The 22,782-nt window shown below is 64.8% G+C and carries 23 protein-coding genes; 12 read left to right on the top strand and 11 right to left on the bottom strand.

The genetic code is table 11. The annotated features are described in order from the left end of the window. The first annotated feature begins 28 nt into the window (after window positions 1–28). The gene (locus tag GRX31_RS14005; RefSeq protein ID WP_160853215.1) at window positions 29–1,162 is read left to right on the top strand and encodes a sterol desaturase family protein; all 1,134 of its coding nucleotides are present in this window, start codon (window positions 29–31) and stop codon (window positions 1,160–1,162) included. Here the strand turns inward: GRX31_RS14005 and GRX31_RS14000 are convergent. The 3 genes from GRX31_RS14000 to GRX31_RS13990 all read right to left on the bottom strand — a co-directional run bounded on the left by GRX31_RS14000 (window position 1,116) and on the right by GRX31_RS13990 (window position 4,582). Next, the gene (locus GRX31_RS14000) at window positions 1,116–2,048 is read right to left on the bottom strand and encodes a LysR family transcriptional regulator (protein ID WP_160853213.1); all 933 of its coding nucleotides are present in this window, start codon (window positions 2,046–2,048) and stop codon (window positions 1,116–1,118) included. The two genes, GRX31_RS14005 and GRX31_RS14000, sit on opposite strands and share 47 nt — an antisense overlap. 31 nt (window positions 2,049–2,079) lie before the next feature. Continuing rightward, window positions 2,080–2,853 carry an SDR family oxidoreductase gene (locus GRX31_RS13995; protein ID WP_016453872.1) on the bottom strand — a complete coding sequence of 258 codons (774 nt, stop codon included), beginning with the start codon at window positions 2,851–2,853 and terminating at the stop codon, window positions 2,080–2,082. 484 nt (window positions 2,854–3,337) lie between these two features. After that, entirely contained in the window at window positions 3,338–4,582 is a 1,245-nt protein-coding gene (locus GRX31_RS13990) for an SAM-dependent methyltransferase (protein ID WP_046985902.1), read from the bottom strand. Window positions 4,583–4,930: 348 nt separating this feature from the next. Here GRX31_RS13990 and GRX31_RS13985 point away from each other — a divergent pair, with 348 nt between their 5' ends. The 3 genes from GRX31_RS13985 to GRX31_RS13975 all read left to right on the top strand — a co-directional run bounded on the left by GRX31_RS13985 (window position 4,931) and on the right by GRX31_RS13975 (window position 7,917). Beyond that, complete coding sequence (locus GRX31_RS13985) at window positions 4,931–5,758, top strand: hypothetical protein (RefSeq protein WP_016454708.1); 828 nt, start codon at window positions 4,931–4,933, stop codon at window positions 5,756–5,758. Window positions 5,759–5,809: 51 nt separating this feature from the next. Next, on the top strand, window positions 5,810–6,742 hold the full coding sequence (locus GRX31_RS13980) for a DUF4349 domain-containing protein (RefSeq protein WP_160853211.1): 933 nt from the start codon (window positions 5,810–5,812) through the stop codon (window positions 6,740–6,742). Between the two features lie 77 nt (window positions 6,743–6,819). Continuing rightward, window positions 6,820–7,917 carry a DNA glycosylase AlkZ-like family protein gene (locus GRX31_RS13975; RefSeq protein ID WP_160853209.1) on the top strand — a complete coding sequence of 366 codons (1,098 nt, stop codon included), beginning with the start codon at window positions 6,820–6,822 and terminating at the stop codon, window positions 7,915–7,917. 75 nt (window positions 7,918–7,992) lie between these two features. On the opposite strand, the gene GRX31_RS13970 is transcribed toward GRX31_RS13975, so the two are convergent. Further along, window positions 7,993–8,334 (bottom strand): TonB-dependent receptor domain-containing protein, encoded by a 342-nt coding sequence (locus GRX31_RS13970; protein WP_227472525.1) that lies wholly within the window; start codon window positions 8,332–8,334, stop codon window positions 7,993–7,995. On the opposite strand from GRX31_RS13970, the gene GRX31_RS13965 reads away from it, so the two are divergent. From GRX31_RS13965 to GRX31_RS30555, 4 genes are all read left to right on the top strand, one after another. Beyond that, window positions 8,321–8,560, top strand: coding sequence for a holin (locus tag GRX31_RS13965; protein WP_043792502.1), 240 nt, complete (start codon window positions 8,321–8,323; stop codon window positions 8,558–8,560). The two genes, GRX31_RS13970 and GRX31_RS13965, sit on opposite strands and share 14 nt — an antisense overlap. After that, window positions 8,557–9,084: a glycoside hydrolase family protein gene (locus GRX31_RS13960; protein ID WP_160853207.1), complete on the top strand. Its 528-nt coding sequence runs from the start codon at window positions 8,557–8,559 to the stop codon at window positions 9,082–9,084. Before GRX31_RS13965 ends, GRX31_RS13960 begins: the two co-directional genes overlap by 4 nt. A 253-nt stretch (window positions 9,085–9,337) precedes the next feature. Continuing rightward, window positions 9,338–9,853: a hypothetical protein gene (locus tag GRX31_RS13955; protein ID WP_160853205.1), complete on the top strand. Its 516-nt coding sequence runs from the start codon at window positions 9,338–9,340 to the stop codon at window positions 9,851–9,853. A gap of 107 nt (window positions 9,854–9,960) precedes the next feature. Then, on the top strand, window positions 9,961–10,416 hold the full coding sequence (locus tag GRX31_RS30555; protein WP_202396577.1) for a hypothetical protein: 456 nt from the start codon (window positions 9,961–9,963) through the stop codon (window positions 10,414–10,416). Window positions 10,417–10,441: 25 nt separating this feature from the next. Here the strand turns inward: GRX31_RS30555 and GRX31_RS13940 are convergent, their stop codons facing one another. Genes GRX31_RS13940 through GRX31_RS13935 form a run of 3 tightly spaced genes read right to left on the bottom strand, consistent with a single transcriptional unit; the run spans window position 10,442 to window position 12,156 of the window. Then, a complete protein-coding gene (locus GRX31_RS13940; protein ID WP_160853201.1) occupies window positions 10,442–11,365 on the bottom strand; it encodes a hypothetical protein in 924 nt (307 codons plus the stop codon). Window positions 11,366–11,404: 39 nt separating this feature from the next. Then, entirely contained in the window at window positions 11,405–11,578 is a 174-nt protein-coding gene (locus tag GRX31_RS30795) for a S24 family peptidase (RefSeq protein WP_278538206.1), read from the bottom strand. Then, window positions 11,509–12,156, bottom strand: a complete 648-nt coding sequence (locus tag GRX31_RS13935; RefSeq protein WP_237426679.1) for an Arm DNA-binding domain-containing protein — start codon at window positions 12,154–12,156, stop codon at window positions 11,509–11,511. Before GRX31_RS13935 ends, GRX31_RS30795 begins: the two co-directional genes overlap by 70 nt. A 240-nt stretch (window positions 12,157–12,396) precedes the next feature. On the opposite strand from GRX31_RS13935, the gene mutS reads away from it, so the two are divergent. The 3 genes from mutS to GRX31_RS13920 are packed head-to-tail and all read left to right on the top strand — an operon-like array spanning window position 12,397 to window position 17,001. Further along, the gene (mutS, locus tag GRX31_RS13930; protein WP_046239765.1) at window positions 12,397–14,985 is read left to right on the top strand and encodes a DNA mismatch repair protein MutS; all 2,589 of its coding nucleotides are present in this window, start codon (window positions 12,397–12,399) and stop codon (window positions 14,983–14,985) included. Between the two features lie 55 nt (window positions 14,986–15,040). Then, window positions 15,041–16,117: a proteasome-type protease gene (locus tag GRX31_RS13925; protein WP_016449684.1), complete on the top strand. Its 1,077-nt coding sequence runs from the start codon at window positions 15,041–15,043 to the stop codon at window positions 16,115–16,117. Next, window positions 16,114–17,001 (top strand): alpha/beta fold hydrolase, encoded by an 888-nt coding sequence (locus GRX31_RS13920; protein WP_016454697.1) that lies wholly within the window; start codon window positions 16,114–16,116, stop codon window positions 16,999–17,001. Before GRX31_RS13925 ends, GRX31_RS13920 begins: the two co-directional genes overlap by 4 nt. 140 nt (window positions 17,002–17,141) lie before the next feature. Here the strand turns inward: GRX31_RS13920 and GRX31_RS13915 are convergent, their stop codons facing one another. From GRX31_RS13915 to GRX31_RS13905, 3 genes are all read right to left on the bottom strand, one after another. Beyond that, window positions 17,142–17,582, bottom strand: a complete 441-nt coding sequence (locus GRX31_RS13915) for a MarR family winged helix-turn-helix transcriptional regulator (RefSeq protein ID WP_160853199.1) — start codon at window positions 17,580–17,582, stop codon at window positions 17,142–17,144. A 128-nt stretch (window positions 17,583–17,710) separates the two neighbouring features. Further along, a complete protein-coding gene (locus GRX31_RS13910) occupies window positions 17,711–19,699 on the bottom strand; it encodes an acetoacetate--CoA ligase (RefSeq protein WP_160853197.1) in 1,989 nt (662 codons plus the stop codon). Window positions 19,700–19,882: 183 nt separating this feature from the next. Beyond that, on the bottom strand, window positions 19,883–20,710 hold the full coding sequence (locus tag GRX31_RS13905) for an undecaprenyl-diphosphate phosphatase (protein ID WP_016449688.1): 828 nt from the start codon (window positions 20,708–20,710) through the stop codon (window positions 19,883–19,885). Window positions 20,711–20,903: 193 nt separating this feature from the next. Between GRX31_RS13905 and GRX31_RS13900 the strand changes: the two genes are divergently transcribed. Continuing rightward, window positions 20,904–21,182 carry a PsiF family protein gene (locus GRX31_RS13900; protein ID WP_016454694.1) on the top strand — a complete coding sequence of 93 codons (279 nt, stop codon included), beginning with the start codon at window positions 20,904–20,906 and terminating at the stop codon, window positions 21,180–21,182. Between the two features lie 364 nt (window positions 21,183–21,546). Here GRX31_RS13900 and GRX31_RS13895 read toward each other — a convergent pair whose 3' ends face one another. Beyond that, window positions 21,547–22,776, bottom strand: a complete 1,230-nt coding sequence (locus tag GRX31_RS13895; RefSeq protein WP_160853195.1) for a PepSY-associated TM helix domain-containing protein — start codon at window positions 22,774–22,776, stop codon at window positions 21,547–21,549. Window positions 22,777–22,782 lie beyond the last annotated feature (6 nt).

Below are 22,782 nucleotides of genomic sequence, written 5' to 3'. Positions count from 1 at the left end.
CCCCCGGCCCTTCTTGCAGGCACAAGACATGACTTCACTGACCGAGCTGTGGCAGGCAGCCATCACCTGGCTCGCCACCCACGCCGTAACACCCACCGTTCACTGGCTGGACATCGCCCAGGCGGCCGGCGATCCGCGTGAGATTGCCGAGGCGGTGCTGATTGCCGGGCTGCAGCTGTTCCTGATCGCGGGCGTGATGCGGCCGTTGGAGAGCCTGTTTCCGGCCGAGCGCTGGAGCGACCGGCGGCTGACCACGGTGGACCGCAACTACACGCTGCTGATGCTGCTGGGGCTGTTTCCGCTGTTCAGTTTCCTGGTGCTGATGCCGTTTGCCAGCATGCTGGGCGGCGGGCCGGCGGCCGAGGAGGCGACGGGGCTCAAGCACTGGGTGCCGTGGTTTGCGGACCATCCGGTGGCGCTGTTCCTGGTGTACTACGTGGTCTACGACCTGGTGTATTACTGGATGCACCGCGCCCAGCATGTGATTCCCTGGTGGTGGGCCATGCACAGCATGCACCACAGCCAGCGCCAGATGAGCTGCTGGAGCAATGACCGCAGCCATTACCTGGACGGCATGCTGCAGTCCTTCATCCTGGCCACGGTGGGGCTGGCGATGGGGGTAGAGCCCTCCGAATTTGCGCTGCTGGGGCTGCTGAGCGAGCTGGTGCAGAACTTCTCGCACGCCAATGTGCGGCTGCGCCTGGGCTGGCTGGGCCGGGTGGGTGAGCGGGTGCTGGTAGGCCCGCTGTTCCACCGCCACCACCACATGCTGCGCGACCCGGAGCGGCCCACGCGCCACAACTGCAATTTTGGGCAGGTGCTGCCCTGGTGGGACATGCTGTTTGGCACGGCGCTGTACACCGACGAGCCCGTGCGCCCCACGGGCGTGAGCGACCCCGAGGTGGATGCCGACAACGAGCGCGGGCTGGTGGCCATGCAGTGGCATACGCTCAAGCGGTTCTGGGGGGCGTTTCGCCGGCGCGAGGGCTGGCGGCTGGGCGATGTGTCGTTCGGGCCGGGCTACCGGCCCATTCATGACGACGACGGGGCCCAGCCCCATCCTGCGGCCGGGGCGGCTGCGGTGACTGGGGCGTCTGGGACGACAGGGGTTGCGCCTACGGCTCCAGGTTCGGCCGCATCAGCGCCTCGAACCAGTCGATGAAAACCGCCAGCCGGCGCGAGCGCTGGCGGCGGTGCGGATACAGCAGCGCCACGGGCATGGGCGCTGCGCGGTGGGCAGGCAGCACCTCCACCAGCTCGCCCGTGTCCAGCAGGTGCTGCACGTCATAGCGCGGGATCTGGATCAGCCCCAGGCCGGCGCGGCAGCAGGCGATGTAGCTTTCTGCGTTGTTGGTGACCACACGGCTGGGCACGGCCAGGGTCTGCGGCCCATCCACTCCATCCACCCCATCCACATCGCTCGCCCCACTCCATTCCCAGGGCAGTTCCCGCCCCGTGCGCGGCGAGGCATAGCCCACGCTCCAGTGGCCGTGCAGCAGGTCCCGGGGCTGCTCGGGCAGGCCGTGCTCGCGCAGATAGGCGGGGCTGGCGCAGTTGATGAGGGCAATGCAGCCCAGCGGGCGCACGACCAGGCTGCTGTCATGCAGCGTGCCCACGCGCACGGCGCAGTCCACGCCTTCCTGCACCAGGTCGATGGCGCGGTCTGACGAGCCCAGCACCAGTTGCAGCCCCGGGTGCCGGCGCATGAGCCCCGGCAGCGCGGGCGCCAGCAGGCGGCGCGCGATGCGGCTGGGCACGTCCACATGCAGCCGGCCCGTGGCCTGGCGCGTGCGGGCCTGGAACATCTGCTCCACGTCCTCGGCCTCTGACAGCAGCGGGCGCACACGCTCCAGCAACTGGGCGCCATCGGCCGTCAGGCTCACCTGGCGCGTGGTGCGGTGCAGGAGCCTTGCGCCCACCTGCTCCTCCAGCTGCTGCACGGCGGCGGAGACCGTGGCGCGCGGCAGGTCCAGCGCATGGGCGGCCTTGATGAAGCTGCCCATCTCGGCCACCTGCATGAAGATCCGGTATCGGTCGAGTCGGTCCATGGCGTGCAGCATAGTCCCGGCCGGGACCGGCCTACTTGGTGGTGTAGCCGCCGTTGATCAGGATGGTCTGCCCGGTGATCCACCAGCCGTCGCTGACCAGGTGGCGGATGAAGGGCACCACGTCTTCGATATGCGTCAGCCCCGAGGGCGAGAACGGCGACAGCGCCGCCGCGCTCTTGTGATAGGCCACGGCGTCCGCGCCTTCCTGTCCGTAGAAGAACGGCGTGTCCATGGGCCCCGGCCCCACGGCAGTGACCGAAATGCCCCGCGCCCCGAACTCCTTGGCCGCCGCCCGCGTGAAATGCTCCACCGGCGCCTTGGTGCCCGCGTAGGAGGAATAGAACGGCGTGAACGCGCCCAGCAGCGAGGTCACCAGGGTCACGATCTTGCCGTGGTCGTTGACATGGCGCCCCGCCTCCTTGAGGAAGAAAAACGCCGACTTGCCGTTGACGGCAGCCATCTCGTCGTACTCCGCCTCGCTGATCTCCATCAGCGGCTTCTTGAGCACCTTGCCCACGGTGTTGATGGCAATGTCCGGCCGGCCCACGGCGTCCACAGCCTCTGCAAAAAGCCGCTCCACAGCGCCAGCGCGCGTCAGATCACCCTGCAGCGCCACGGCCTCTGCGCCCAGCGCACGCACTGCGGCCACCGTGGTCTCTGCCTCAGCCCGGGAAGACTCGCTGTTGTAGTGCACCACCACGGCCCGCGCGCCGTGCCCCGCCAGATCACGGGCAATCAGCCCGCCCAGATTCTTGCCGCCGCCTGCAATCAATGCGACCTTGCCGCGAATGGAATGGTCTGCCATGGAAACGCTCCTTGTGCTTGGATGAAGCACCCAGCTTAGGCAGCCCGCCCCCCGCGATAAACCCGCGCAGCCGGGATGGATCATCCAGAAAACCAGAACAATCAGCCGCGCCAGCGGCTCCTGCCCCCGGCAGCCCGCTCCGCTCCCCCTCCCGTATGCCCGCGCCTGCGTCGGGCCGCCTGCGGGGTTGCAGTCCTGCCGCAGGACAGGACTGCTTCGTCATCTGACTCGCCGTGATTGTCTGAACGTAGCGCGCAGCGCGAAGTGAGTTTAACGGCGAACCCCGCAGGCGGCCCGACGCAGGTTGCCCCGCAGCGCAGCGAAGGGGTCGCGGGCATTCGGGTCGCCTTTGCTTTGCCTACTTTCCTTTGGCGAAACAAAGGAAAGTAGGTCGGCCGCCGGGCCGAGACCCGGCCTCGAAAAAACACCACCCGGCAGGGTCAAAAAGCCAAACCCGCGTCACGCCAGACGAACAAGACAAGCCTCACGACAAGGTCCGCTCGTACATATACCTCCGCGACCAAGCCAACGAAGCAGCCCCCTGCCCCGCCCTCCGACAAACAACCTGAAAGATAGACACATCGTCATGCTCAAACGCATAAGCACACCCCGCCAAATACACCCTCCAGATCCGAAACCTCTCCTCCTCCACCAACGCCCGAATCTCCGGCACACAAGCCTCAAACCGCTCCAGCCACAACTGCAACGTGCGCACGTAATGCCGCCGCAACCCCTCCACATCCAGCACCTCCAGCCCCCCACGCTGCATGGCCTCCAGCGCCAGGCTCAGGTGCGGCAGCTCGCCATCAGGAAACACATAGCGGTCGATGAACGCACCGCCGCCCAACGCCGTGGCGCCCACGTCCGCATCGGTGGAGGTGATGCCGTGGTTCAGCGCCAGCCCGTCGTCGGCCAGCAGCTCGCGCATGTGCGCAAAGTACATGGGCAGGTTGCGGCGGCCCACATGCTCGAACATGCCGACGCTGGTGATGCGGTCAAAGCGCCCCTGCACGTCGCGGTAGTCCTGCAGGCGGATCTCGATGCGGTCGGCCAGGCCTGCGGCGCGCACGCGCTCGGTGGCCGCTTCGAACTGGTTGCGCGACAGGGTCACGCCCACGCAGTGCGCGCCAAAGTGCTGGGCCGCGCGCAGCACCAGGGCGCCCCAGCCGCAGCCGATGTCCAGCAGCCGCTGGCCGGGCTGCAGGCGGATCTTGGTGAGGATGTGGTCCAGCTTCTTGCGCTGGGCGGTGGCCAGGTCCTCGTCGCCGTTCTCGAAGTAGGCGCAGGAATAGACCATGCCCTCGTCCAGCCAGAGGCGGTAGAAGTCGTCGGACACGTCGTAGTGGTACTGGATGGATTCGCGGTCCGTGCTGCGGCTGTGCCGAAAGCGCCTTGCCGCGCGCGCCGCAAGCGCCAGCCGCCCCGGCCCCTTGCCCGCGCCCTGGGTCTTGGACATGCGGCGCGCCAGCGCATAGCCGAAGTCGATGATGTCGGGCAGGCGCCCGTCGATGTCGATCTGGCCCTTCACATAGGCCTGGCCCAGGTGGTCCAGGCTGGGGTCCAGCAGCAGCGGCAGGGCCGAGGCGCTGCGCACGGTGAGCGTGACGCGCGGCTGCTCGAAGCGGCCGAAGTCGAACTGCTCGCCATTCCACAGCACCAGCCGCGCCGGCAGATCGGCCCGCGCACGCACAGCCTCGGCCCAGCGCCTGAGCTTCTTGTCCCAGAACATCGTGCATCTCCCCGGGGCTGGCTGCGCCCCCCTTTTGACATGAACCGCATGAAAAGCAAATGACGAGTCTTGCCGGTTCATGTGACGGCAAGACGTCAGCACGGCAGCCCGCGCCGGTAGCGGATCGATACAGACCCGATGGCACCCACACCCCGCCAGCGGCCCGGCTTGGGGCACACTGGCCGGCGTTCCAACTGCCCCGGCGCGAAAGCGCCTGCGACAGACCCATGCAAGCCTTTGACCTGAGCATCGAACACTGCATCGAGCACCGCAACGAACAACGCAGCACCGGCGGCCAACGCCCGCCGGATTTCAGGAACCTGCCATCGAACTGGAGCCAGTGACGCCATGGCCATGACCCATACCCAGGCGCTGTCCAAGCTGGCAGCCGATACCCTGGTGCAGACCCTGGAGGAAGACGTGGCGCGCGTGATGGCGCGCACGTTTGCGCTGGGCCGGCACGATGCCGCTATCGCGGCCAACTACGGCGGCCATGCCCTGCCGCCCCTGCTGCGGCGCTGGAGCTGCGTGCTGCAGGCCGGTGACGCCAAGGCAACGGCGCTGTACCGGCACAAGACGGCGCTGGCCCTGGCCATCGTGCTGCACAGGAACGGCCTGGCCGACGCGGGCCTGAACGCGGCCGCGCGCACGGCCATCGATGTGCTCAATGCCGAGGTGGCGCTCAGCGATGACTTCTTTCGCAAGTCGGCGCAGATCCGCCAGGACTTCCTGGACACGCCGCCCGCGCCGCCCAAGCGCTCGCCGGGCCTGCCCGACAGCCTGACCTTCTACCGCGCGGCCGACGTGGTGGCCATGGAGCTGGACGGGCGCTTCCACGCCCTGTACGTGCACGGCTGCGCCCGGACCAACCAGAGCCCCATCGTCGAGTTCTACGACGCGGTGTTCGACCATGTGCCGCAGATGGCGGAACTGGCCGACGTGCGCGCCCGGGGCCGGCGCTACAACGATGGCGTGGGACGGGTGGCGCGGTTTTCCATATCGGGCCTGAAGTTCCTGCCCGACCCGGCCGGCCAGTTCACCCTGGTCAAGGCCTGCGTGGAGACGCCGCCGGACCCGGGCCATCTGCAAAAGGGCGACTGGCTCTACACGGTGTCCGACATCTTCGAGCTGCAGTCCGAGGTGGACACCATGTTCGGCCCCGGCGGCAAGCCCTGAGCCTTGATCCCTGGCAGCGCCCTGTTCTTGCCTGTTTTCAAGAGGAAATTCATGACGCATCCCCGGCCTTCCACTCTGTCCTCCCGCATGGCCTTGCCGGCAATGCTGGCACTGGCTGCCACGCTGGCCCTTGCGGGCTGCAACCAGCGGCATGACACAGCAGCCATGGAATCTGCGCCCGCCCCCGCGCCCATGGCGGGCGGCGCCGGCATGAAGCAAGGCCGCGCCGCCACCGTGCAGGCCGAGGATGCGGCAGCAGCCGCACCAGAGACGTCGGTGCAGGACGAGATGGCCCAGCGCTTCCTGGCCGTGCGCCAGGAGCTGAACGTGGAAGTGCCGCAGGCGCAGCTGGCCGATGCCTGGGGCCAGGTGCGCGACCTGTGCGCCACGCTGCGCTGCGAGCTGCTGTCGGCATCCCTTCTGCGCGAGACGCCCCAGCAGCCCGGCAACGCCATGCTGGAGATGCGCGTGGCGCCGGCCGATGTGCAGCGGCTGCTGGGCACGCTGGCCGGCGTGGCCACCATCGTGTCGCAGAACACCATCAGCGAGGACAAGACGGCCGAGGTGATCGACGTGGAGGCGCGCATCAGGAACCGTACCGAATTCCGCGACAGCCTGCGCCTGATGCTGCGCGACACCACGACCAAGCGCACCATGTCCGACCTGCTGGAGATACAGCGCACGCTGTCGGACACGCAGGCCGAGCTGGACGCCATGGCCGCCCAGCGCAAGGTGCTGGAGCAGCAGACCAGCAAGCAGCACATACAGATCCAGTTCACGCCCACCCGCGCCCTGGTGCAGGGCGGCACCAGCTACAGCCCCATAGGCCGCGCGCTGCGCGATGCCGGCCATGTACTGGGCGAGAGCATGGCCGCCCTGATCACCTTCGTGGCGGCCGTGCTGCCCTGGCTGGTGCTGGTGGTGCTGCCGCTGGGCTGGGTGCTGCGCGCGCTGTGGCGGCGCAGGCGTGCCAGGAAGGCCTGAGTGGCACGGCAGGATCAAGAAGTACGGCGGCACGGAGACCGGCCCGCCCGGCGGCACGGCCGTGCTCCAATCAAGCCATGCCCATCGAACCGAGCCTTGACGACCTGCGCCGCCATGCCGTGGCGCGCACCCTGTTCACGCCGACCACCCTGCCTGCGGCCATACAGCGCCTGGGCTTTGTGCAGGCAGATCCGATCCGCGCGCCGGCCCGGGCGCAGGACCTGACGCTGCGCCACCGCGTCAAGGACTACCGCGCCGGCGACCTGGAACGCCGCTACGCGCGCCTGGCGATCGACGAGGACTGCCTGGTCAACTACGGCTTTCTGCCCAGCGGGCACCTGGCGCTGATGCACCCGCGCCAGGCCCGCAAGGCCTGGGATGCCGAGACACAGCGCAAGGCCGCCGAGGTGCTGGCGTTTGTGCGCGAACGCGGCGCCGTGCATCCGCGCGAGGTGGAGCAGCATTTCTCGCACGGAAGCGTGAAGAACTACTGGGGCGGCTCGGGCAGCGCCAGCACGCAGTTGCTCGACGGCATGCACTACCGCGGCCTGCTGCGGGTCAAGCGCCGCGACAGCGGCACGCGCGTCTACGAGGCCATCGCCCACCCGCCGGCCGACGACAGCCCCGCCGCCAGCGCCCGGCGCGCCGCCGCGCTGATCGACCTGGTGGTGCGCAAGTACGCACCGCTGCCGGCCCCCAGCCTGACCTACCTGGTGCGCCTGCTGGGCTATGGCGCCCCCCACCTGGCGCAACAGACCCAGGCAGCGCTGCGGCTGGCGCGCGAGCAGCTGGCCAGTTGCCGCATCGACGGAACCACCTGGTACTGGCCCGCCGACGAAAACCCACGCTCGCGCCGCCATGCCTTCGACGAGCGGCTGCGCCTGCTTGCGCCCTTTGACCCCGTGGTCTGGGACCGGCGCCGCTTCACGCTGCTCTGGGGCTGGACCTACAAGTTCGAGGCCTATACGCCACCGGCCCGGCGCCAGCTGGGCTACTACGCCCTGCCCATGCTCTGGCAGGGCCATGTGATCGGCTGGGCCAACCTACAGGCGCGCGACGGCCGGCTGGAGCCGTCATTCGGCTATGTGGCCGGCGCGGCGCCCGGCGATGCCGCCTTTAGCAGCGCGCTGGATGAAGAGCTGCAGCGCATGGAGCTGTTCCTGGCGCCGCGCTGATGCGCAGGCACTCGCCCCCTGCGCGCGTTTGCCGCCCCACAGGAGCAGCGGCAAGACTGCACAGGAGCAGTCCGCTCAGAAGGTTCCGCGCAGCGTGAGCGTGGCATTGCGCGGCATGCCGTAGTAGGTGCCGTTGCGCGCGCCGCCCACGGCGGCCCAGTAGACCTTGTCGGTCACGTTGCCGATGTTGAGCGCCGCCGTCCAGTTGCGGTTGATGCGGTACGAGGCGCGCAGGTCCAGCACGGCGTGGCCGGGGTTTTGCACGGTGTCCACGCGGGCATGGCTTTGCGCGCTGAGGTTGGCGCCCACCTTCCAGGCCGACCATTCGCCGGGCAGCGCGTAGCTAGTGGACACGCGCAGCAGGCTGCGTGGCGTGTCGGTGCTCAGCGAGAGGGAGAAAACAGTGGCAGACAGCATCGAGAAAGTCGCCATCATCGGCGGCAAGACGGCAACCTACGGTGGCGCCATCAGTGCCGTGGTCAGCGGGCTGACGATTTCCGAAATCGGCGTCATCGTGGGCATCATCGTCGGCGTGGTGGGTCTGCTGCTGGGCCAGTATTGGCAATGGCGCAAGGACCGGCGCGAAGAACGCGCGCTCACCGCCTGGCTGGAAAACGAGGCCGGTGGGGAGACCGTCCTATGAAGTGGCCCAGCAACATCAAGATTGCTGCAGGAGCCTCGGCGGTGGCCGTGGGGGTGGCTGGTCTGCTGGCTCAGTTCCTGCCCGTGGAGGAAGGCCGCAGGCTGGGCGCATACCGCGACCCCATCGGCATTCCCACAATCTGCGAAGGCTGGAGCCGTGGCGTGCAGATGGGCGACCGCGCCACGCAGACTGAATGCGACCTGCTGACCCGCCTGGGCATACAGGAGGCCTGGGAAGTCTTCGAGCGATGGGTGCCCGCCCATGTGCGCAACGGCATGCCTGACCAGACCCTGGCCGCCTTCCTGAGCTTCATCTACAACGTGGGGCCAAGGCAGGCGGGCCCCCCCGACGAAAGCAACATGTTTAGCGCGCAGGTGCGGCGGGGACTCAACCGCGCGCCGAGGGGGAACATGGGGGGACGGATGCATATTCCTTCACCAGCCCCTTTCCGTAGTGCGGTTACGGCGCCCAAGACGGGCTTGAGCGGGTCGAATGCGGCTCAACCAATGGGGGAGCTGCCATGAGCAGGCTATTCGCGTTGTCGCGCGTTTAAGTGGCCGCGCTGACTGACAGTCTGTCTATGCCGGTGCCTGGCACCGGAGCGATTGCAAAGTGGACTCTATGCCCGGCACCCAGACCGGTACGCGTACGGCCGACCTACTGCGCGGGGCTGAACGTCACTACCAGTCCAATTTAAATACAATAATCCTTGATCCTCAAGGATTGCAATTAACAAAAATTAATAACCAATGGGCAAAATCGAAATAAAGGCGAAAAATGCATAAAATAAACCTGCACTCCGACATAATTCCAGGAAAATCTGCTGCCGGACTTGATTTAGGGATAAATTTCAGTGAAATTAACGATTTAATAACTAATCCGATTCAATGGAAGAGAGAGGATGGACAGGTTCAGTCAGTCATATTAAACGAATCTGGATGGATTTTTGTTCCAACTAGAACAAATAGTGTATCACCAGACTCTCCACATATTAATGGTCGCTATTATTACAACTTCGGATCAATTGAACTGAATTTCAACTCAAGTGGAGATCTTGTGTTTATAGCATTATCAAATAAATATCAAGGCCTTTTCTTGAATTCAATTGGCATTGGTGACAAATTAGCAAAAGTTGAAGATTTTTTCAAATTAACATACGACGACATCGAAGAGCTTCATTATCCATCCGTCAATTCTGAAATTTCTGGAATAATCTTTCAAGCCGAAGAATGCTCTCTAGAAGAATCTCCAAACCAAGATATTTACAGAATTATAGTTGAGCGCTCAATATAACATTTATTGGCTATTTTTTTATTGGATGAATAATATTCTCCTAACGGATTTCACAGTCAAGATGTTCAGTCCCACAGTGAGATGGTGCGAATGAAATCTAAAGCGGCTTGGATCTTTTCCCCCATGCCTCGCAAATCGCCCGGAATGGTGTCTTCCACCTGAGCGCCTTCAGTGCGGGCCGCGCAATCTTGAGCTCTGTGTTTACCAGAGGCGCCAGTACGATTGAGCGTATTATCCCGGGTGGCTCTGCACGGGTGGGTGCAGCCGCCGTTTTCGAGTCTGGTGCTACTGCGACGCCGAAAGGCGGGCCAACGCTCATTAATGGCATTTTGGTTTCAAGCATGAAGCTCCGCCCCAATGCCGAAATTTATGGCAAGGCCGTAACCCGTATAACAGCTGATATTTCTGTGCCGCTGCAAAAAGCAGGCTATAGCGCTGAAGAGTTGACGGAGTATAACTTTGTACGACTCACCGAGGGGAGTACGTCGCCCGAGTGGCTTCAAGCAGAGACGCGCTTGTCGAAACCTCTTTCTTACATTCTTTGCATTTCGTCAGCGCCATGAGACCTCACTCCACAGAAAAAGACAACTACTTTTCGTCTTTTGAATTATTAACGAATTTTTGAGCAATTGAAATTACGTCTTTCAAAGTCTTGATGTCAAGACTTCCATGACCCGCAGAACTAGGTCGATCGGGCCAATTAAAGTCGCGCTCTAGCAATTTTCCAAGATGAGTCTCCAGTATTGAAGATGAATCACCTTCATCACATGCAAACTTCAACAACATAATTTTGTCAAAAATCGCTTTTATTTTCAATAACTCGATTGTCCCATCCACATAATTACGGTACTGACGCAGATACCACGCACTAATTATCTCGATAGCAAAAAATAATGAGGCACAAGAGACAACCCCAAAGATATGCTCATTAGAAAATCCATAAAAATGAAATATCACCTGCCACACAACAACAGAGACAAAGAAAAAAGATAGACCAAATAATGCATAGCCTCTACCTGCATCGAGCAACTCAGAGGCTTTTTCATCATACACCACAGACTGCTGCTGTAATGATTTAGTAATTTCAACTATAGCAGCCTTGAAACTATCAGGTGCTTTATTCTCTCCAATTTCAGCAGATCTTTTATCACCACCCTGGATATCCCCGCCCATAAGTGAGGCACGCCGAAACACATCTACGTCTGATATATTGCTTAGACTATTAATGTATAAAGACAACCCAAAAATGGAAACCCCAGCACCACAGATTACCCAGAATCGCTCCGCAATAAAGACCCAAAACCCTCTTAACCCTTGTAAATCGTAAGAAAATACAGCCATAGCTGTGAAAATAAGACCAAACAGCATTGCTGAAAGACCTTGTATTCTCCGACTTCTCTGCCCTTTAATTCTTTCTACTTCATAGAGCTGCTGGGCAACATACTTTTTATTTAACTCTTCCCTTTGGGTCTTGAGTCTGTCAAAAATCTTATCATTATCAATTTCCGACATATTTACCTAAATCTCGGACAACAAACCAATTAAAAAAGATCAAAACCGCCGCCCATTCCACCCATAAACAACCCGCCCACAGATACGCACCTGATGCGACCCATTGAGCACCTCCACAGTGCGCACATTCGGGTTGTCGCTCGTCACTTCCAACTGCCCATCAATGCGCCGCGTAACGCGCTTGATGAAAAGCTGCTCATTGGCAACCAGCACATAGACGCCACCCGGCCCGCGTCAAGCGCATAGTCCCAGGCCGCCCCAAGCTCTGAGCGCAGGCTGTTGGCCAGCACGGGCGTCTTGACGGCTACGCCTTCCAGCAGCGAGAACGCCATGCTGCGCCCAACGTCTGCCGGCTCCAGAGCGTGAATCTTGGTGGTGTAGTTGACCAACAGGCGCCGCGCTTCGGCGCTGCCCTTGGGCTTGCGGTGCCGCTCAACATGCCCCTGCAGGTAGTCCTCAAACAGCTGCCGCACGGTATAGATTCCGTCGCGGCCCCGCACATCGGATCGGGCTTGGGCGACAGCGGCTGCACGCCGCTTCTCCCTGGCCAGATCCTCACCTGCATCACGTCTTCGCTTGAGCTGCTCCCACACAGCGAGCGCGCTGGGGTAGCTCATCTCGGGCCATTGGCCCATGGCAATCTGGCGCATGTCGCCGTCCACGGGGCTCTTGTACCGATATGTCCATGTGCGCCGCGTGGCAGTGGCCACCAGGCGAAGGCCCGGGGCGTGATCGACAATAATGTGCTCCCCCGGCTCCAGCGACTTGGCCCGGCGTGCGTTGAAACTCATGGCGCCTCCGTATGCGGCGCAGGTTTCCAAATCGGCCCCAACCTGTTCGGCGTAACTTCTTCAAAAGGACGCCGAAAAACCTACGCCAAAGTGCGCAGTGTAGATGGGTTTGAGCGGGACATAGTTGGACTGTATATAAAAACAGTCATCAAACCCAAGTGATTGATTTCAAAAGTAATGAGCGAAGATATTGAAGTGAATCAGGCACTTAGCGAAATACCTTTGGCGTCACATACGCCCATGATGCAGCAGTACCTGGGCATCAAGATCAACTACCCCGACACGCTGGTTTTCTACCGCATGGGGGATTTCTACGAGCTGTTCTTCGGGGATGCGGAGAAGGTGGCGCGGCTGCTGGACATTACGCTGACCACGCGCGGGCAGACGGCGGGGCAGCCGATTCCGATGGCGGGCGTGCCCTTCCATGCGCTGGAGAACTACCTGGGCCGGCTGATCAAGCTGGGCGAATCGGTGGCGATCTGCGAGCAGGTGGGCGAGGTGGGCGCCGCCAAGGGCCCGGTGGAGCGCAAGGTGGTGCGCGTGGTGACGCCGGGCACGCTGACCGACAGTGAGCTGCTGTCGGACAAGAGCGAGGCGATCTTGCTGTCCCTGCACACGGCCGGGCGCCAGCGCTGCGGCCTGGCCTGGATGGCGGTGACGCAGGGGCGCATCCATCTGGCCGAGTGTTCCCACGATGAGCTGGGCGCCTGGATTTCGCGCATTGCGCCCAGCGAGCTGATCTACAGCGCGGGCGTGACCGAGCGTTTCGAGCAGAGCCTGTTCGCGCTGCGCCATGGCGGATCCATTGCCTGCCCGTTGTCGCCGCGCCCCGACTGGCAGTTCGACGGCGGCCTGGGCGAGCGCAAGCTGCTGGAGCTGCTGGGCGCCGCCAGCCTCAAGGCCTGGGAGGCCGAGGACCTGCCGCTGGCCCATGGCGCCAGCGCCGCGCTGCTGTCGTATGCCGAGCACACGCAGGGCCGCAGCCTGTCGCACATCCATGCTCTGCAGGTGCAGCGCGACGATGAGCTGATTGCGCTGCCGCTGGCCACGCGCCGCAACCTGGAGCTGGTCAAGACGCTGCGCGGCGAGGATTCGCCCACATTGTTCTCCCTGCTGGACACCTGCATGACGGGCATGGGCAGCCGCCTGCTCAAGGCCTGGCTGCTGGAGCCGCGCCGCGACCGCACGCAGGCCATGGCGCGGCTGGAGGCCACGCGGGCGCTGCAGGGCGCCAGCGCAGGCGGCATGGCCGCGCCCTGGCAGCAGTTGCGCGAGCAGCTCAAGGGCGTGAGCGATGTGGAGCGCATCACGGCGCGCACCGCGCTGCGCCAGGTGCGCCCGCGCGAGCTGGTGGGACTGGGCCGTACGCTGCAAAAGGCGGCCTTGCTGGCCCAGGCCGGGCAGACGCCCTCGGCCCACCTGACCCAGCTGTTTGCCGACCTGCAGCCGCCCGAGGGCTGCGCCGAGCTGCTGGTGCGCGCCATCATGGAAGAGCCGGCCGCCCTGGTGCGCGACGGCGGCGTGTTTGCCACAGGCTACGACGCCGAGCTGGACGAACTGCGCGCCATCCAGAACAACTGCGACGACTTCCTGCTGGAGCTGGAAGCCAAGGAAAAGCTGCTGACCGGCATTCCCAACCTGCGCGTGCAGTTCAACAAGGTGCACGGCTTCTATATAGAGATCACCAACAGCTACAAGGACGCGGTGCCCGAGCGCTACCGCCGCCGCCAGACGCTGAAGAACGCCGAGCGCTACATCACGCCCGAACTCAAGGCCTTCGAGGACAAGGCCCTGTCGGCGCAGGAGCGTGCGCTGCAGCGCGAAAAGTTCCTCTACGAGCAGTTGCTGGACCAGTTGCAGCCCCATGTGCCGGCGCTCACGCGCGTGGCCGGTGCCATTGCGGCCATCGACGTGCTGTGCACGCTGGCCGAGCGCTCGCTGACGCTGAACTGGTGCGCGCCCGAGTTCGTGAACCATCCCTGCATCGAGATCGAGGCCGGCCGCCACCCGGTGGTGGAAGCCCGCATGGCCGAGACCTCCAGCGGCAGCTTCATCGCCAACCACACGCGCATGAACGCCAACACGCGCATGCAGATCATCACCGGCCCCAACATGGGCGGCAAATCGACCTATATGCGCCAAGTGGCGCTGATCGTGCTGCTGGCCAGCATGGGCTCGCATGTGCCGGCGTCCAGCTGCCGGCTGGGGCCCATCGACGCCATCCACACGCGCATCGGCGCGGCCGACGACCTGGCCAATGCCCAGTCCACCTTCATGATGGAGATGACCGAGGCCGCGCAGATCCTGCACTCGGCAACGCCCCACAGCCTGGTGCTGATGGACGAGATCGGCCGGGGCACCAGCACCTTCGACGGCCTGGCGCTGGCCAGCGGCATCGCCACCCAGCTGCACGACAGGACGCGCGCCTTCACGCTGTTTGCCACGCACTACTTCGAGCTGACCGAGCTGCCGGCCAAGGCACGCGCGGCCGTGAACATGCATGTGAGTGCGGCGGAGTCGGGCCAGGACATCGTCTTCCTGCACGAGATCCAGCCCGGCCCGGCCAGCCGCAGCTACGGTATCCAGGTGGCCAAGCTGGCGGGCATGCCGGCCGGCGTGCTGCACCACGCGCGCCATGCGCTGGAGGCACTGGAGGCCCATGCCGACGAGGGCCGCCTGCAGGTGGACCTGTTCGATGCGCCCGACATGCCCGAGCCCGAGAGCCGCCACGACCCGCTGGCCCAGGCGCTGGCCGCCATCAATCCCGACGCACTGAGCCCGCGCGAGGCGCTGGAGGCCCTCTACCAGCTCAAGAAGATCGCTGCCTGAACGCGGTCACTCTCCGCGCACTAAACTTGCCATTTCCGCAGATTCGGACGCTTCCATGACTTATTGCGTTGCCATCAAGCTCAACGCCGGCCTGGTTTTCCTGGCCGACTCGCGCACCAATGCCGGCCTGGACCAGATCAGCTCTTTCCGCAAGCTCATGGTCTACGAGAACCCCGGCGACCGCTTCATGGTGCTGCTGTCGGCCGGCAACCTGTCCATCACCCAGTCCGTTCGCGAGCTGCTGGAGAGCCAGCAGCTGCGCGACGAGGCCACGGGCGACATGCTGACCATCTGGAACGTGCGCAGCATGTTCGATGCGGCCCGCGTGCTGGGCGCGGCCGTGCGCCATGTGTACGAGCGCGACGGCGTGGCGCTGTCCCGGTCGGGCGTGGATTTCAATATCTCGCTGGTGCTGGGCGGCCAGATCCAGGGCGAGACCATGCGGCTGTTCCAGGTGTATTCGGCCGGCAACTTCATCGAGGCCACGAGCGAGACGCCCTACTTCCAGATCGGCGAATCCAAGTACGGCAAGCCCGTGCTGGACCGCGTGATCACGCCGCGCACGCCGCTGGACGAGGCCGCCAAGTGCGCCCTGGTGTCCATGGACAGCACGCTCAAGTCCAACCTGTCGGTGGGCCTGCCGCTGGACCTGATCGTGTACGAGAAGGACCGCTTCGCCTCCGACAAGATCGTCAGCATCGACGAGAGCAATCCGTATTTCCGCATGCTGCACGACAGCTGGGGCGAGCGCCTGCGCCATGTCTTCGACAGCATCGAGGACCCGGCCTGGGATGGCGGCGCCTCCGAGGTGCCCATCCGCGTGCACAGCCGCCAGGCCCAGCCGCTGACCAAGGTCAACGCGCCGGCAGGCGCCCTGCGCTCGTCGGCGCGCAGCATGGGCCGGCTGCCGCCTGCGGCGCTGCGCCAGCCCTATCACAGCGGCACGGGCGCGGGCCTGGGCACCTCCACGGCAGACGGTCTTGCGACCTCCCCCATGACGCCCATGACACCCATGACGCCCCAGCAGCCGGGCCCGGCATCGCCCGTGCGGCCCGATGCAGGCCAGCCCTCGGGCCACCAGCAAGGCGTGCCCGATGGCGCCGCACAGGCCGGCCAGGAGCCTCGGCCGTGAACGCGGCCCGGTCCGCACAGCGGGCCGAGAGCGATGCGGCGGTTGCCGGCACGGGTACGGGCGCGGGCACTGCATCGGCGCCGCTGCCCGTGGTGTTCTCGCATGCCAACAGTTTTCCGCTGCCCACCTACCGGCTGCTGCTCTCGCTGCTGGCCGAGCGCGGCATCGCGGCGCAGGGCGTGGAGCGCTTCGGCCATGACCCGCGCTTTCCCGTCACCAACAACTGGCCGCACCTGGTCGAGCAACTGGCCGAGTTCACGCGCGCCGAGGTCGAGCGCGTGGGCGGTCCGGTCTTCCTGGTCGGGCATTCGCTGGGCGGTTTCCTGAGCGTGATGACGGCCGCGCGCCATCCCGAGCTGGCGCGCGGCGTGCTGCTGATCGACTCGCCATTGCTCAGCGGCTGGCGCGCCAACGCCGTGGGCGTGGCCAAGCGCACGCAGCTGGTGGGCTCGGTCTCGCCAGGCAAGATCAGCGCGCGCCGCCGCAATGCCTGGGACAGCGATGACGAGGCGCTGGCCTATTTCCGCGCCAAGAAGGTGTTTGCGCAATGGCATCCGCAGGTGCTCCAGGACTATGTGCAGGGCGGCCTGGCCGACCTGGACGGCCGGCGCACGCTGCACTTCACGCGCGAGGTGGAGACCGCCATCTACAACACCTTGCCGCACAACCTGGCCTCGCTGCTGCACCACCATCCGCTGCGCTGCCCGGCAGCCTTCATCGGCGGGCGCGCCTCGGTGGAGATGCGCCAGGTGGGCATGGACCTCACGCGCCGCATCACGCGCGGGCGCGTGATGATGCTGGACGGCAGCCACCTGTTCCCCATGGAGCGGCCCCACGCCACGGCCGCCGCCATCGAGGCCGCGCTGCTGAACATGCAAACCTGAGCGGCGTCCGGCTCAGGCCGAGATCCGGATGGCAACCCTGGACCATGGGATGGAGCTTGAACCCCTTGGCGCCTTCCTCAAGGATCGGGCCCCATCGGCGTTCACGGCAGCGGGCGAGGGTCTTGGCGATGGTGGGCCGGCTACCCGGCGCAATCGATCATCTTGTGAAGCAGGCGCAGCAGCTGCTTCTTGTCCTCAGCGCTCAGCATGCGGCTGGCCTCTTGCTCCAGAATTTCCACCTGCGCCGCCGCCTTTTCGTGCAGGCGCTCGCCCTCGGCCGTCAGATACAGCAGCGACAGGCGCCTGTCCGCAGGATCGGCCTCGCGCCTGAGCAGGCCGCGCACCTGCAGTCTTTCCATCAGCGCCGCCATGTTGGGCTGGGAAATCATCACGGTCTCGGCGATCTGGCGCTGGGATGCGCCGGGATTGGCCGAGATCAGCGACAGCACGGCAAACTCCGACGGCTTGAGATCCAGCGCCAGCATGTGCTTCGCATAGTGAGGCCTTACGGTGGCATGGGCCAGGCGCGTGCAGTGGCCCAACTGCTGCATCAGAAAATTCTGCTGGAGTGCTGACTTCATGGGCGATGGGGTGGCTCGGTCCAAGGTGGGGCCAGGCGCATCGAACGGGGCCTGGCGGACCTTTCGATAGAGACGGTCATGGGTTTGTCTCCTGCGTCATGGATGAAATCGGCCAGGGTCGCCGCACCTCAGGCCAGCGGGACCCGTGCCCGGTATTGCACGAAGAAATCGATGCTGCGCGGATTGGCCATGGCGTCGGGGCTGGCCACCTTGGCGGCCTCGGCGCCCAGCAGCAGCTTGCGCACGGGCAGTTCCATCTTCTTGCCCGTGAGGGTGCGCGGAATCTCGGCGACCTGGATGACCGCATCGGGCACGTGGCGCGCAGAGGCCTGGGCCCTGATGGCATCCTTGATCCGGGCCACCAGCGCATCCGTCAGCACCAGGCCCGGAGCCAGCACCACGAACAAGGGCATGAAAGAGGGGCGCCCCAGGAACTCCAGGTCCACGACGAGGCTGTCCAAGACCTCGTCAACTTCCTCGACGACACGGTAGATCTCGGCCGTTCCCATGCGGATGCCGAAACGGTTGATCGTGGTGTCCGAGCGGCCGTAGATCACGGCCGACCCATGCTCGCTGAACGAGATCCAGTCGCCATGGCGCCAGTAGCCGGGAAAGACGTCGAAGTAGCTTTCACGGTAGCGCAGGCCATCGGCGTCGTTCCAGAAATACAAGGGCATGGAAGGCATGGGTTCGGTGATCACCAGTTCGCCCACCTCGCCGGTCACGCTGCGCCCTTGCTCATCAAAGGCGTGCGCGGCGACGCCCAGTTCACGGCACTGGATCTCGCCCGCACGCACGGGCAGCAGGGGCGCGCAGGCCACGAAGCCCGAGGCGATATCCGTTCCACCGCTGACCGAGGCCAGCCACAGATCGCGCTTGATGTTCTCGTAGACCCAGCCGTAGGCCTCCAGCGGCAGCGCCGACCCCGTGGAATTGATGGCGCGCAGTTTCTCGAAGCGGCGGGCCCGGGCGGGCACCACGCCATCCTTCATGGTCTTGGCCAGAAAGGCCGCGCCGCAACCGAACAGCGTGACCTGCTGGCGATCGATGAAGTCCCACAATGCGCCATCGTCGGGCGAGGTCGGGTTGCCATCGGACAGCACCACGGTGGCGCCAGCCAGCAGGCTGCCCACCATGAGATTCCAGACGATCCAGCCCGTGCTGCCCAGGAACATGAAGCGGTCGCCGGGCCGCACGTCGTGCTGCAGACCATGGGTCTTGAGGTGGGTGAGCACGATGCCGCCATGGCTGTGCACCATGGCCTTGGGCAGTCCCGTGGTGCCCGAGGAATAGACCACCCACAGCGGGTGCGAGAACGGCAAGCGCTCGAAGACCGGCTCTGCGGGCCTGGCCAGCGCGTCGGCCCAGGCCATGACATCGCGCCAGGGCAGCTCGCATGCGGGGTCCCCGGGCCTGAACAGGGGGCCGGGCACGTGGATCACATGGCCTATCTCGGGCAATCCCCGCAGCACCTCGCCGAGTACGGCGCGGCGATCGAAACACCGTCCCCCGTAGACATAGCTATCGGTGGCGAAAATCAGCTTGGGGCCGATCTGCTGGAAGCGGTCCAGCACCACGGAAACACCCATCTCGGGCGCGCAGCTGGACCAGATGGCGCCTATGCTGGCGCAGGCCAGGAAGGCCACGACCGCCTGGGGCACATTGGGCAGGTAGGCCACGACGCGATCGCCGCGGCCCAGGCCGAGCTCGCGCATCCGGGCCGCAAGCGCAGCCACGTCACGCTCCAGCTGCCGCCATGACAGCTCCACCGGCTCGGCGCCTTCGCAGCGCGCGATGATGGCCGGGTGCTCGGCGCTGGCGCTGCGGAACACATGCTCGGCATAGTTCAGGTGCGTGTCGGGAAACCACTGCGCGCCCGGCATGCCGCGCTCACCGAGCACGCGCGTGGGGTCACCGTCGGCCATGACCTGGAAGTAGTCCCAGATCGAGCGCCAGAAGCCATCGAGATCCGTGACCGACCACTGCCACAGCGCCTGGTAGCCATCGAAGCGCCTATCCCTTGCCGCAGCCAGCCAATCCATGTAGCGCGCCAGGCCGCTTTGCGCGACCTGATGCGGGCTGGGACGCCACATCAACTGCCCTTGTTCGATGGCCATGGCAACCCTCGGAAAAAGTTATAAAAAAAACATATTTTTTATAACCATAGAACATCATCATTCTCAGGAGTACAGGGGTTTTCATGGGGCAACCACGCGCTCGTCATGCGGTTGCTCCCCCGGGCACATGACGCAAAAAAGCCACCCGAAGGTGGCTTGTCCCCATCGATGGCCCGGCCCTGGTCAGCCGCCGCTCCAGTTGACCAGGCCCGTGAAGGCCGTGACCAGCACGATGATGCCGAAGGCGATGCGGTACCAGGCAAACGGCACGAAGCTGTTGGTGGAGATGTAGCGCAGCAGCCAGCGCACGCACAGCCAGGCGCTGATGAAGGAGAACACCAGGCCCACGGCGAACATGGGGATGTCGTCCACCGACAGCAGGGCACGCTCCTTGTAGAGGCTGTAGACGCCGGCGCCGATCAGCGTGGGAATGGCCAGGAAGAACGAAAAGTCGGTCGCCGCCTTGCGCGACAGGCCCATGAGCATGCCGCCGATGATGGTGGCGCCGCTGCGGCTGGTGCCGGGGATCATGGCCAGGCACTGCACCAGGCCGACCTTGAGGGCATCGAGCGGCGTCATCTCGTCCACGGTCTGCACGCGCATGGCCGAGGCGGGCCGGCGCTCGGCCCACAGGATGACGAAGCCGCCCAGGATGAAGGTGGTGGCCACCACGGTGGGCGTGAACAGGTGCGCCTTGATGAACTTGCCGAAGATCAGCGCCAGCACCACGGCCGGCAGGAAGCCGATGATGACGTTCAGCGTGAGCCGCTGCGCCTGGCCGCTGGTGGGCAGGTCGACCACGGTGGAGCGGATCTTCTGCCAGTACACCAGCACCACGGCGAAGATGGCGCCAGTCTGGATGGCGATGTCGAAGACCTTGGCCTTGGCATCGTCGAAGCCCAGCAGCGAACCGGCCAGGATGAGGTGGCCGGTGGAGGAGATGGGAAGGAACTCCGTCAGCCCTTCCACGATGCCCATGATGGCGGCCTTGACCAGCAAAAGAATGTCCACGGCAAGCGTCCTGTCGCAATGCAAAAGTGCGCCATTATCTGCGCTGGCCATGGCCTGACGATGGACGCCTGCCGGCCCGCCGGCGGCAATCGCAAACTTTTACAACGGCCGGCGCGCGACGTTGCTGTGCGCCCGGCGCTGTGCTGCAATGTGGGGGCGCTGGATTTCGGCGCGCCTTCAAAACCATTCCATCATGAAAAAAATCGTTGTTCTGGCAGTTGTCTCCCTGGCCTGCAGCATCGGCATGGCCGCCGGAGACAAGGCCCCCACGGCCCAGCAAAAGCTGATGGGCACCTGCAACACCGAAGCCGCCGGCAAGAAGGGCGACGAGCGCAAGGAGTTCATGAAGTCCTGCCTGTCCGACGGCAAGAAGCGCCAGCAGGAACGCATGAAGACCTGCAATGCCGACGCCACCGGCAAGAAGGGCGACGAGCGCAAGGCGTTCATGAGTGAATGCTTGAAGAAGGACTGAAGCTCCCCCTGAGCGGCTGACGCCGCTTCCCCCTCTCTACCCGCTTCGCGGGGGAGGGGGACGACGCCCTCGCCGCGAGGCGGCTCTTGCTCGGCGTCTCTGGTGTCGGGCCGCGCCAGATTTGGAGGCTGCGCCCTATTTCTGCAGCAAGCCTTCATTGAAGCCACCGTTTTCGGTGGCTTTGCTGTTTGGGCGGATAGTTTTCTGATTCGGCTATCAATGGAGCCGTGCACTACCGACAGCCGTTCAAACTCGCAGGGCTCAAGCGCGGGCAGCCGAGCAAGGGCCTACGCCGGCCGCGCCGCCCCGCAGTGAGGGCTGCGTCCCCCTCCGCGAAGCGGGAAGGGGGAAGCGGCGCAGCCGCTCAGGGGGTCATCTTCCTGGCCCTTCGCTTGCGCCACCAGATGATGACGCCGGTGATCGACAGGACGGCGACGAGCACGCCGACGAAGGACATGAGCACGCGGCCGGGGGTGCCGAGGATGCGGCCGCTGTGCAGGGGCAGCTGCAGCTGGACGAAGACGTCGGCGGCCGTGCCGTGCCAGGGGCGGTAGGTGCCCAGGACTTCGCCGTTGTCCGAGCTGACGTAGATGTTGGACAGGCCCATGCCCATGGCGCCGGTTTCGTCGTGCGGGTCGAAGAAGGAGATGTTGTAGAACGGGAAGTCCCCACCCCACCAGATGCCGCCTGCGGGCTGGGCGAAGCCCAGGCGCTTGGCCTCGCTCTGGGCGATGGCGATGGCATGGGCGAACGAGACCTTGGGCTCGAGGAGCGTGCCCTGGGGCGCAGGCTTGAGGGTTTCGTAGGGGCCGGGCGTGGTGGTGGAGACGGTGCTCATCACCGGGTAGAAGACTTCGCGGTACAGGTTCAGCGAGAACGAGGTGAAGGCCACGATGACGATGACGGCCCAGACCCACAGGCCGCCCGCGCGGTGCAGGTCGAAATTGAGCTTGTAGGCGCCGCCGCCCCAGCGCACGCGCCATGAGGGCAGCCAGCGCCGCCACCACGATCCCATGGCCGCCGGCAGGCGCGGGGCGCCTTTCCTGAGCTTGACGGGAAAGGTCAGCAGCAGCGCGACAAAGCTGTCGGCCACCCACAGCAGGGCCAGGCTGCCCATGAACCAGTAGCCCCAGCGGTCCGTGCCCCAAAAGCGCGGGGCCAGCAGGCTTTCGTGCAGGTGGCGCAGCCAGGGCATGAGGTTGCGCTGGCTGAGCGCGAAGCTGCGCCCGTTGCGCTGGCCCGTGATGTGGCCGCTGACGGGATCGACGAAGACCGTGTCATATCCCAGCGCAGGCGCCTGGCCCGTGGCCGGGTCGGGCCGGGGGCGCACCATGAACATGGCGGCTTCGCCCTCGACTAGGCCCAGGGTCATGTAGCTGATCTCGGCGCGCGGCTCGCTGGCCTGCACCACGGCGGCCAGCTCCAGCGGGGTCTTCAGCGGGCCGCGTGCGGGGGTCTCCAGCATGTCGGCGTTGAGCCATTCGTCGATTTCATGGTCCCAGGACAGCACGGCCCCCGTGAGGCCGGCCATGGTGAGGAAGCCGGCCAGCAGCAGGCCGATCCAGCGGTGCACCACCGTCCACAACGCGCGCATGCTTCA

Source organism: Delftia sp. CH05, from assembly GCF_009827015.1.
Lineage (GTDB): Bacteria > Pseudomonadota > Gammaproteobacteria > Burkholderiales > Burkholderiaceae_C > Comamonas > Comamonas tsuruhatensis.
The sequence above is the reverse complement of the archived record's forward strand: the minus strand, read 5'-3'. Positions and strand labels throughout refer to the sequence as shown.

Bases quoted from the DNA above. Each gene is read 5' to 3' on its own strand.
- GRX31_RS13935 (WP_237426679.1), bottom strand. From the start codon at position 12,156: ATGAGTTTCAACGCACGCCGGGCCAAGTCGCTGGAGCCGGGGGAGCAC.
- GRX31_RS13990 (WP_046985902.1), bottom strand. From the start codon at position 4,582: ATGTTCTGGGACAAGAAGCTCAGGCGCTGGGCCGAGGCTGTGCGTGCG.
- GRX31_RS13985 (WP_016454708.1), top strand. From the start codon at position 4,931: ATGGCCATGACCCATACCCAGGCGCTGTCCAAGCTGGCAGCCGATACC.
- GRX31_RS13915 (WP_160853199.1), bottom strand. From the start codon at position 17,582: ATGAAGTCAGCACTCCAGCAGAATTTTCTGATGCAGCAGTTGGGCCAC.
- GRX31_RS13960 (WP_160853207.1), top strand. From the start codon at position 8,557: ATGAAGTGGCCCAGCAACATCAAGATTGCTGCAGGAGCCTCGGCGGTG.
- GRX31_RS13940 (WP_160853201.1), bottom strand. From the start codon at position 11,365: ATGTCGGAAATTGATAATGATAAGATTTTTGACAGACTCAAGACCCAA.
- GRX31_RS13925 (WP_016449684.1), top strand. From the start codon at position 15,041: ATGACTTATTGCGTTGCCATCAAGCTCAACGCCGGCCTGGTTTTCCTG.
- GRX31_RS13910 (WP_160853197.1), bottom strand. From the start codon at position 19,699: ATGGCCATCGAACAAGGGCAGTTGATGTGGCGTCCCAGCCCGCATCAG.
- GRX31_RS13955 (WP_160853205.1), top strand. From the start codon at position 9,338: ATGCATAAAATAAACCTGCACTCCGACATAATTCCAGGAAAATCTGCT.
- GRX31_RS14005 (WP_160853215.1), top strand. From the start codon at position 29: ATGACTTCACTGACCGAGCTGTGGCAGGCAGCCATCACCTGGCTCGCC.
- GRX31_RS13980 (WP_160853211.1), top strand. From the start codon at position 5,810: ATGACGCATCCCCGGCCTTCCACTCTGTCCTCCCGCATGGCCTTGCCG.
- GRX31_RS13900 (WP_016454694.1), top strand. From the start codon at position 20,904: ATGAAAAAAATCGTTGTTCTGGCAGTTGTCTCCCTGGCCTGCAGCATC.
- GRX31_RS13975 (WP_160853209.1), top strand. From the start codon at position 6,820: ATGCCCATCGAACCGAGCCTTGACGACCTGCGCCGCCATGCCGTGGCG.
- GRX31_RS13995 (WP_016453872.1), bottom strand. From the start codon at position 2,853: ATGGCAGACCATTCCATTCGCGGCAAGGTCGCATTGATTGCAGGCGGC.
- GRX31_RS14000 (WP_160853213.1), bottom strand. From the start codon at position 2,048: ATGGACCGACTCGACCGATACCGGATCTTCATGCAGGTGGCCGAGATG.
- mutS (WP_046239765.1), top strand. From the start codon at position 12,397: ATGATGCAGCAGTACCTGGGCATCAAGATCAACTACCCCGACACGCTG.
- GRX31_RS13895 (WP_160853195.1), bottom strand. From the start codon at position 22,776: ATGCGCGCGTTGTGGACGGTGGTGCACCGCTGGATCGGCCTGCTGCTG.
- GRX31_RS13970 (WP_227472525.1), bottom strand. From the start codon at position 8,334: ATGCTGTCTGCCACTGTTTTCTCCCTCTCGCTGAGCACCGACACGCCA.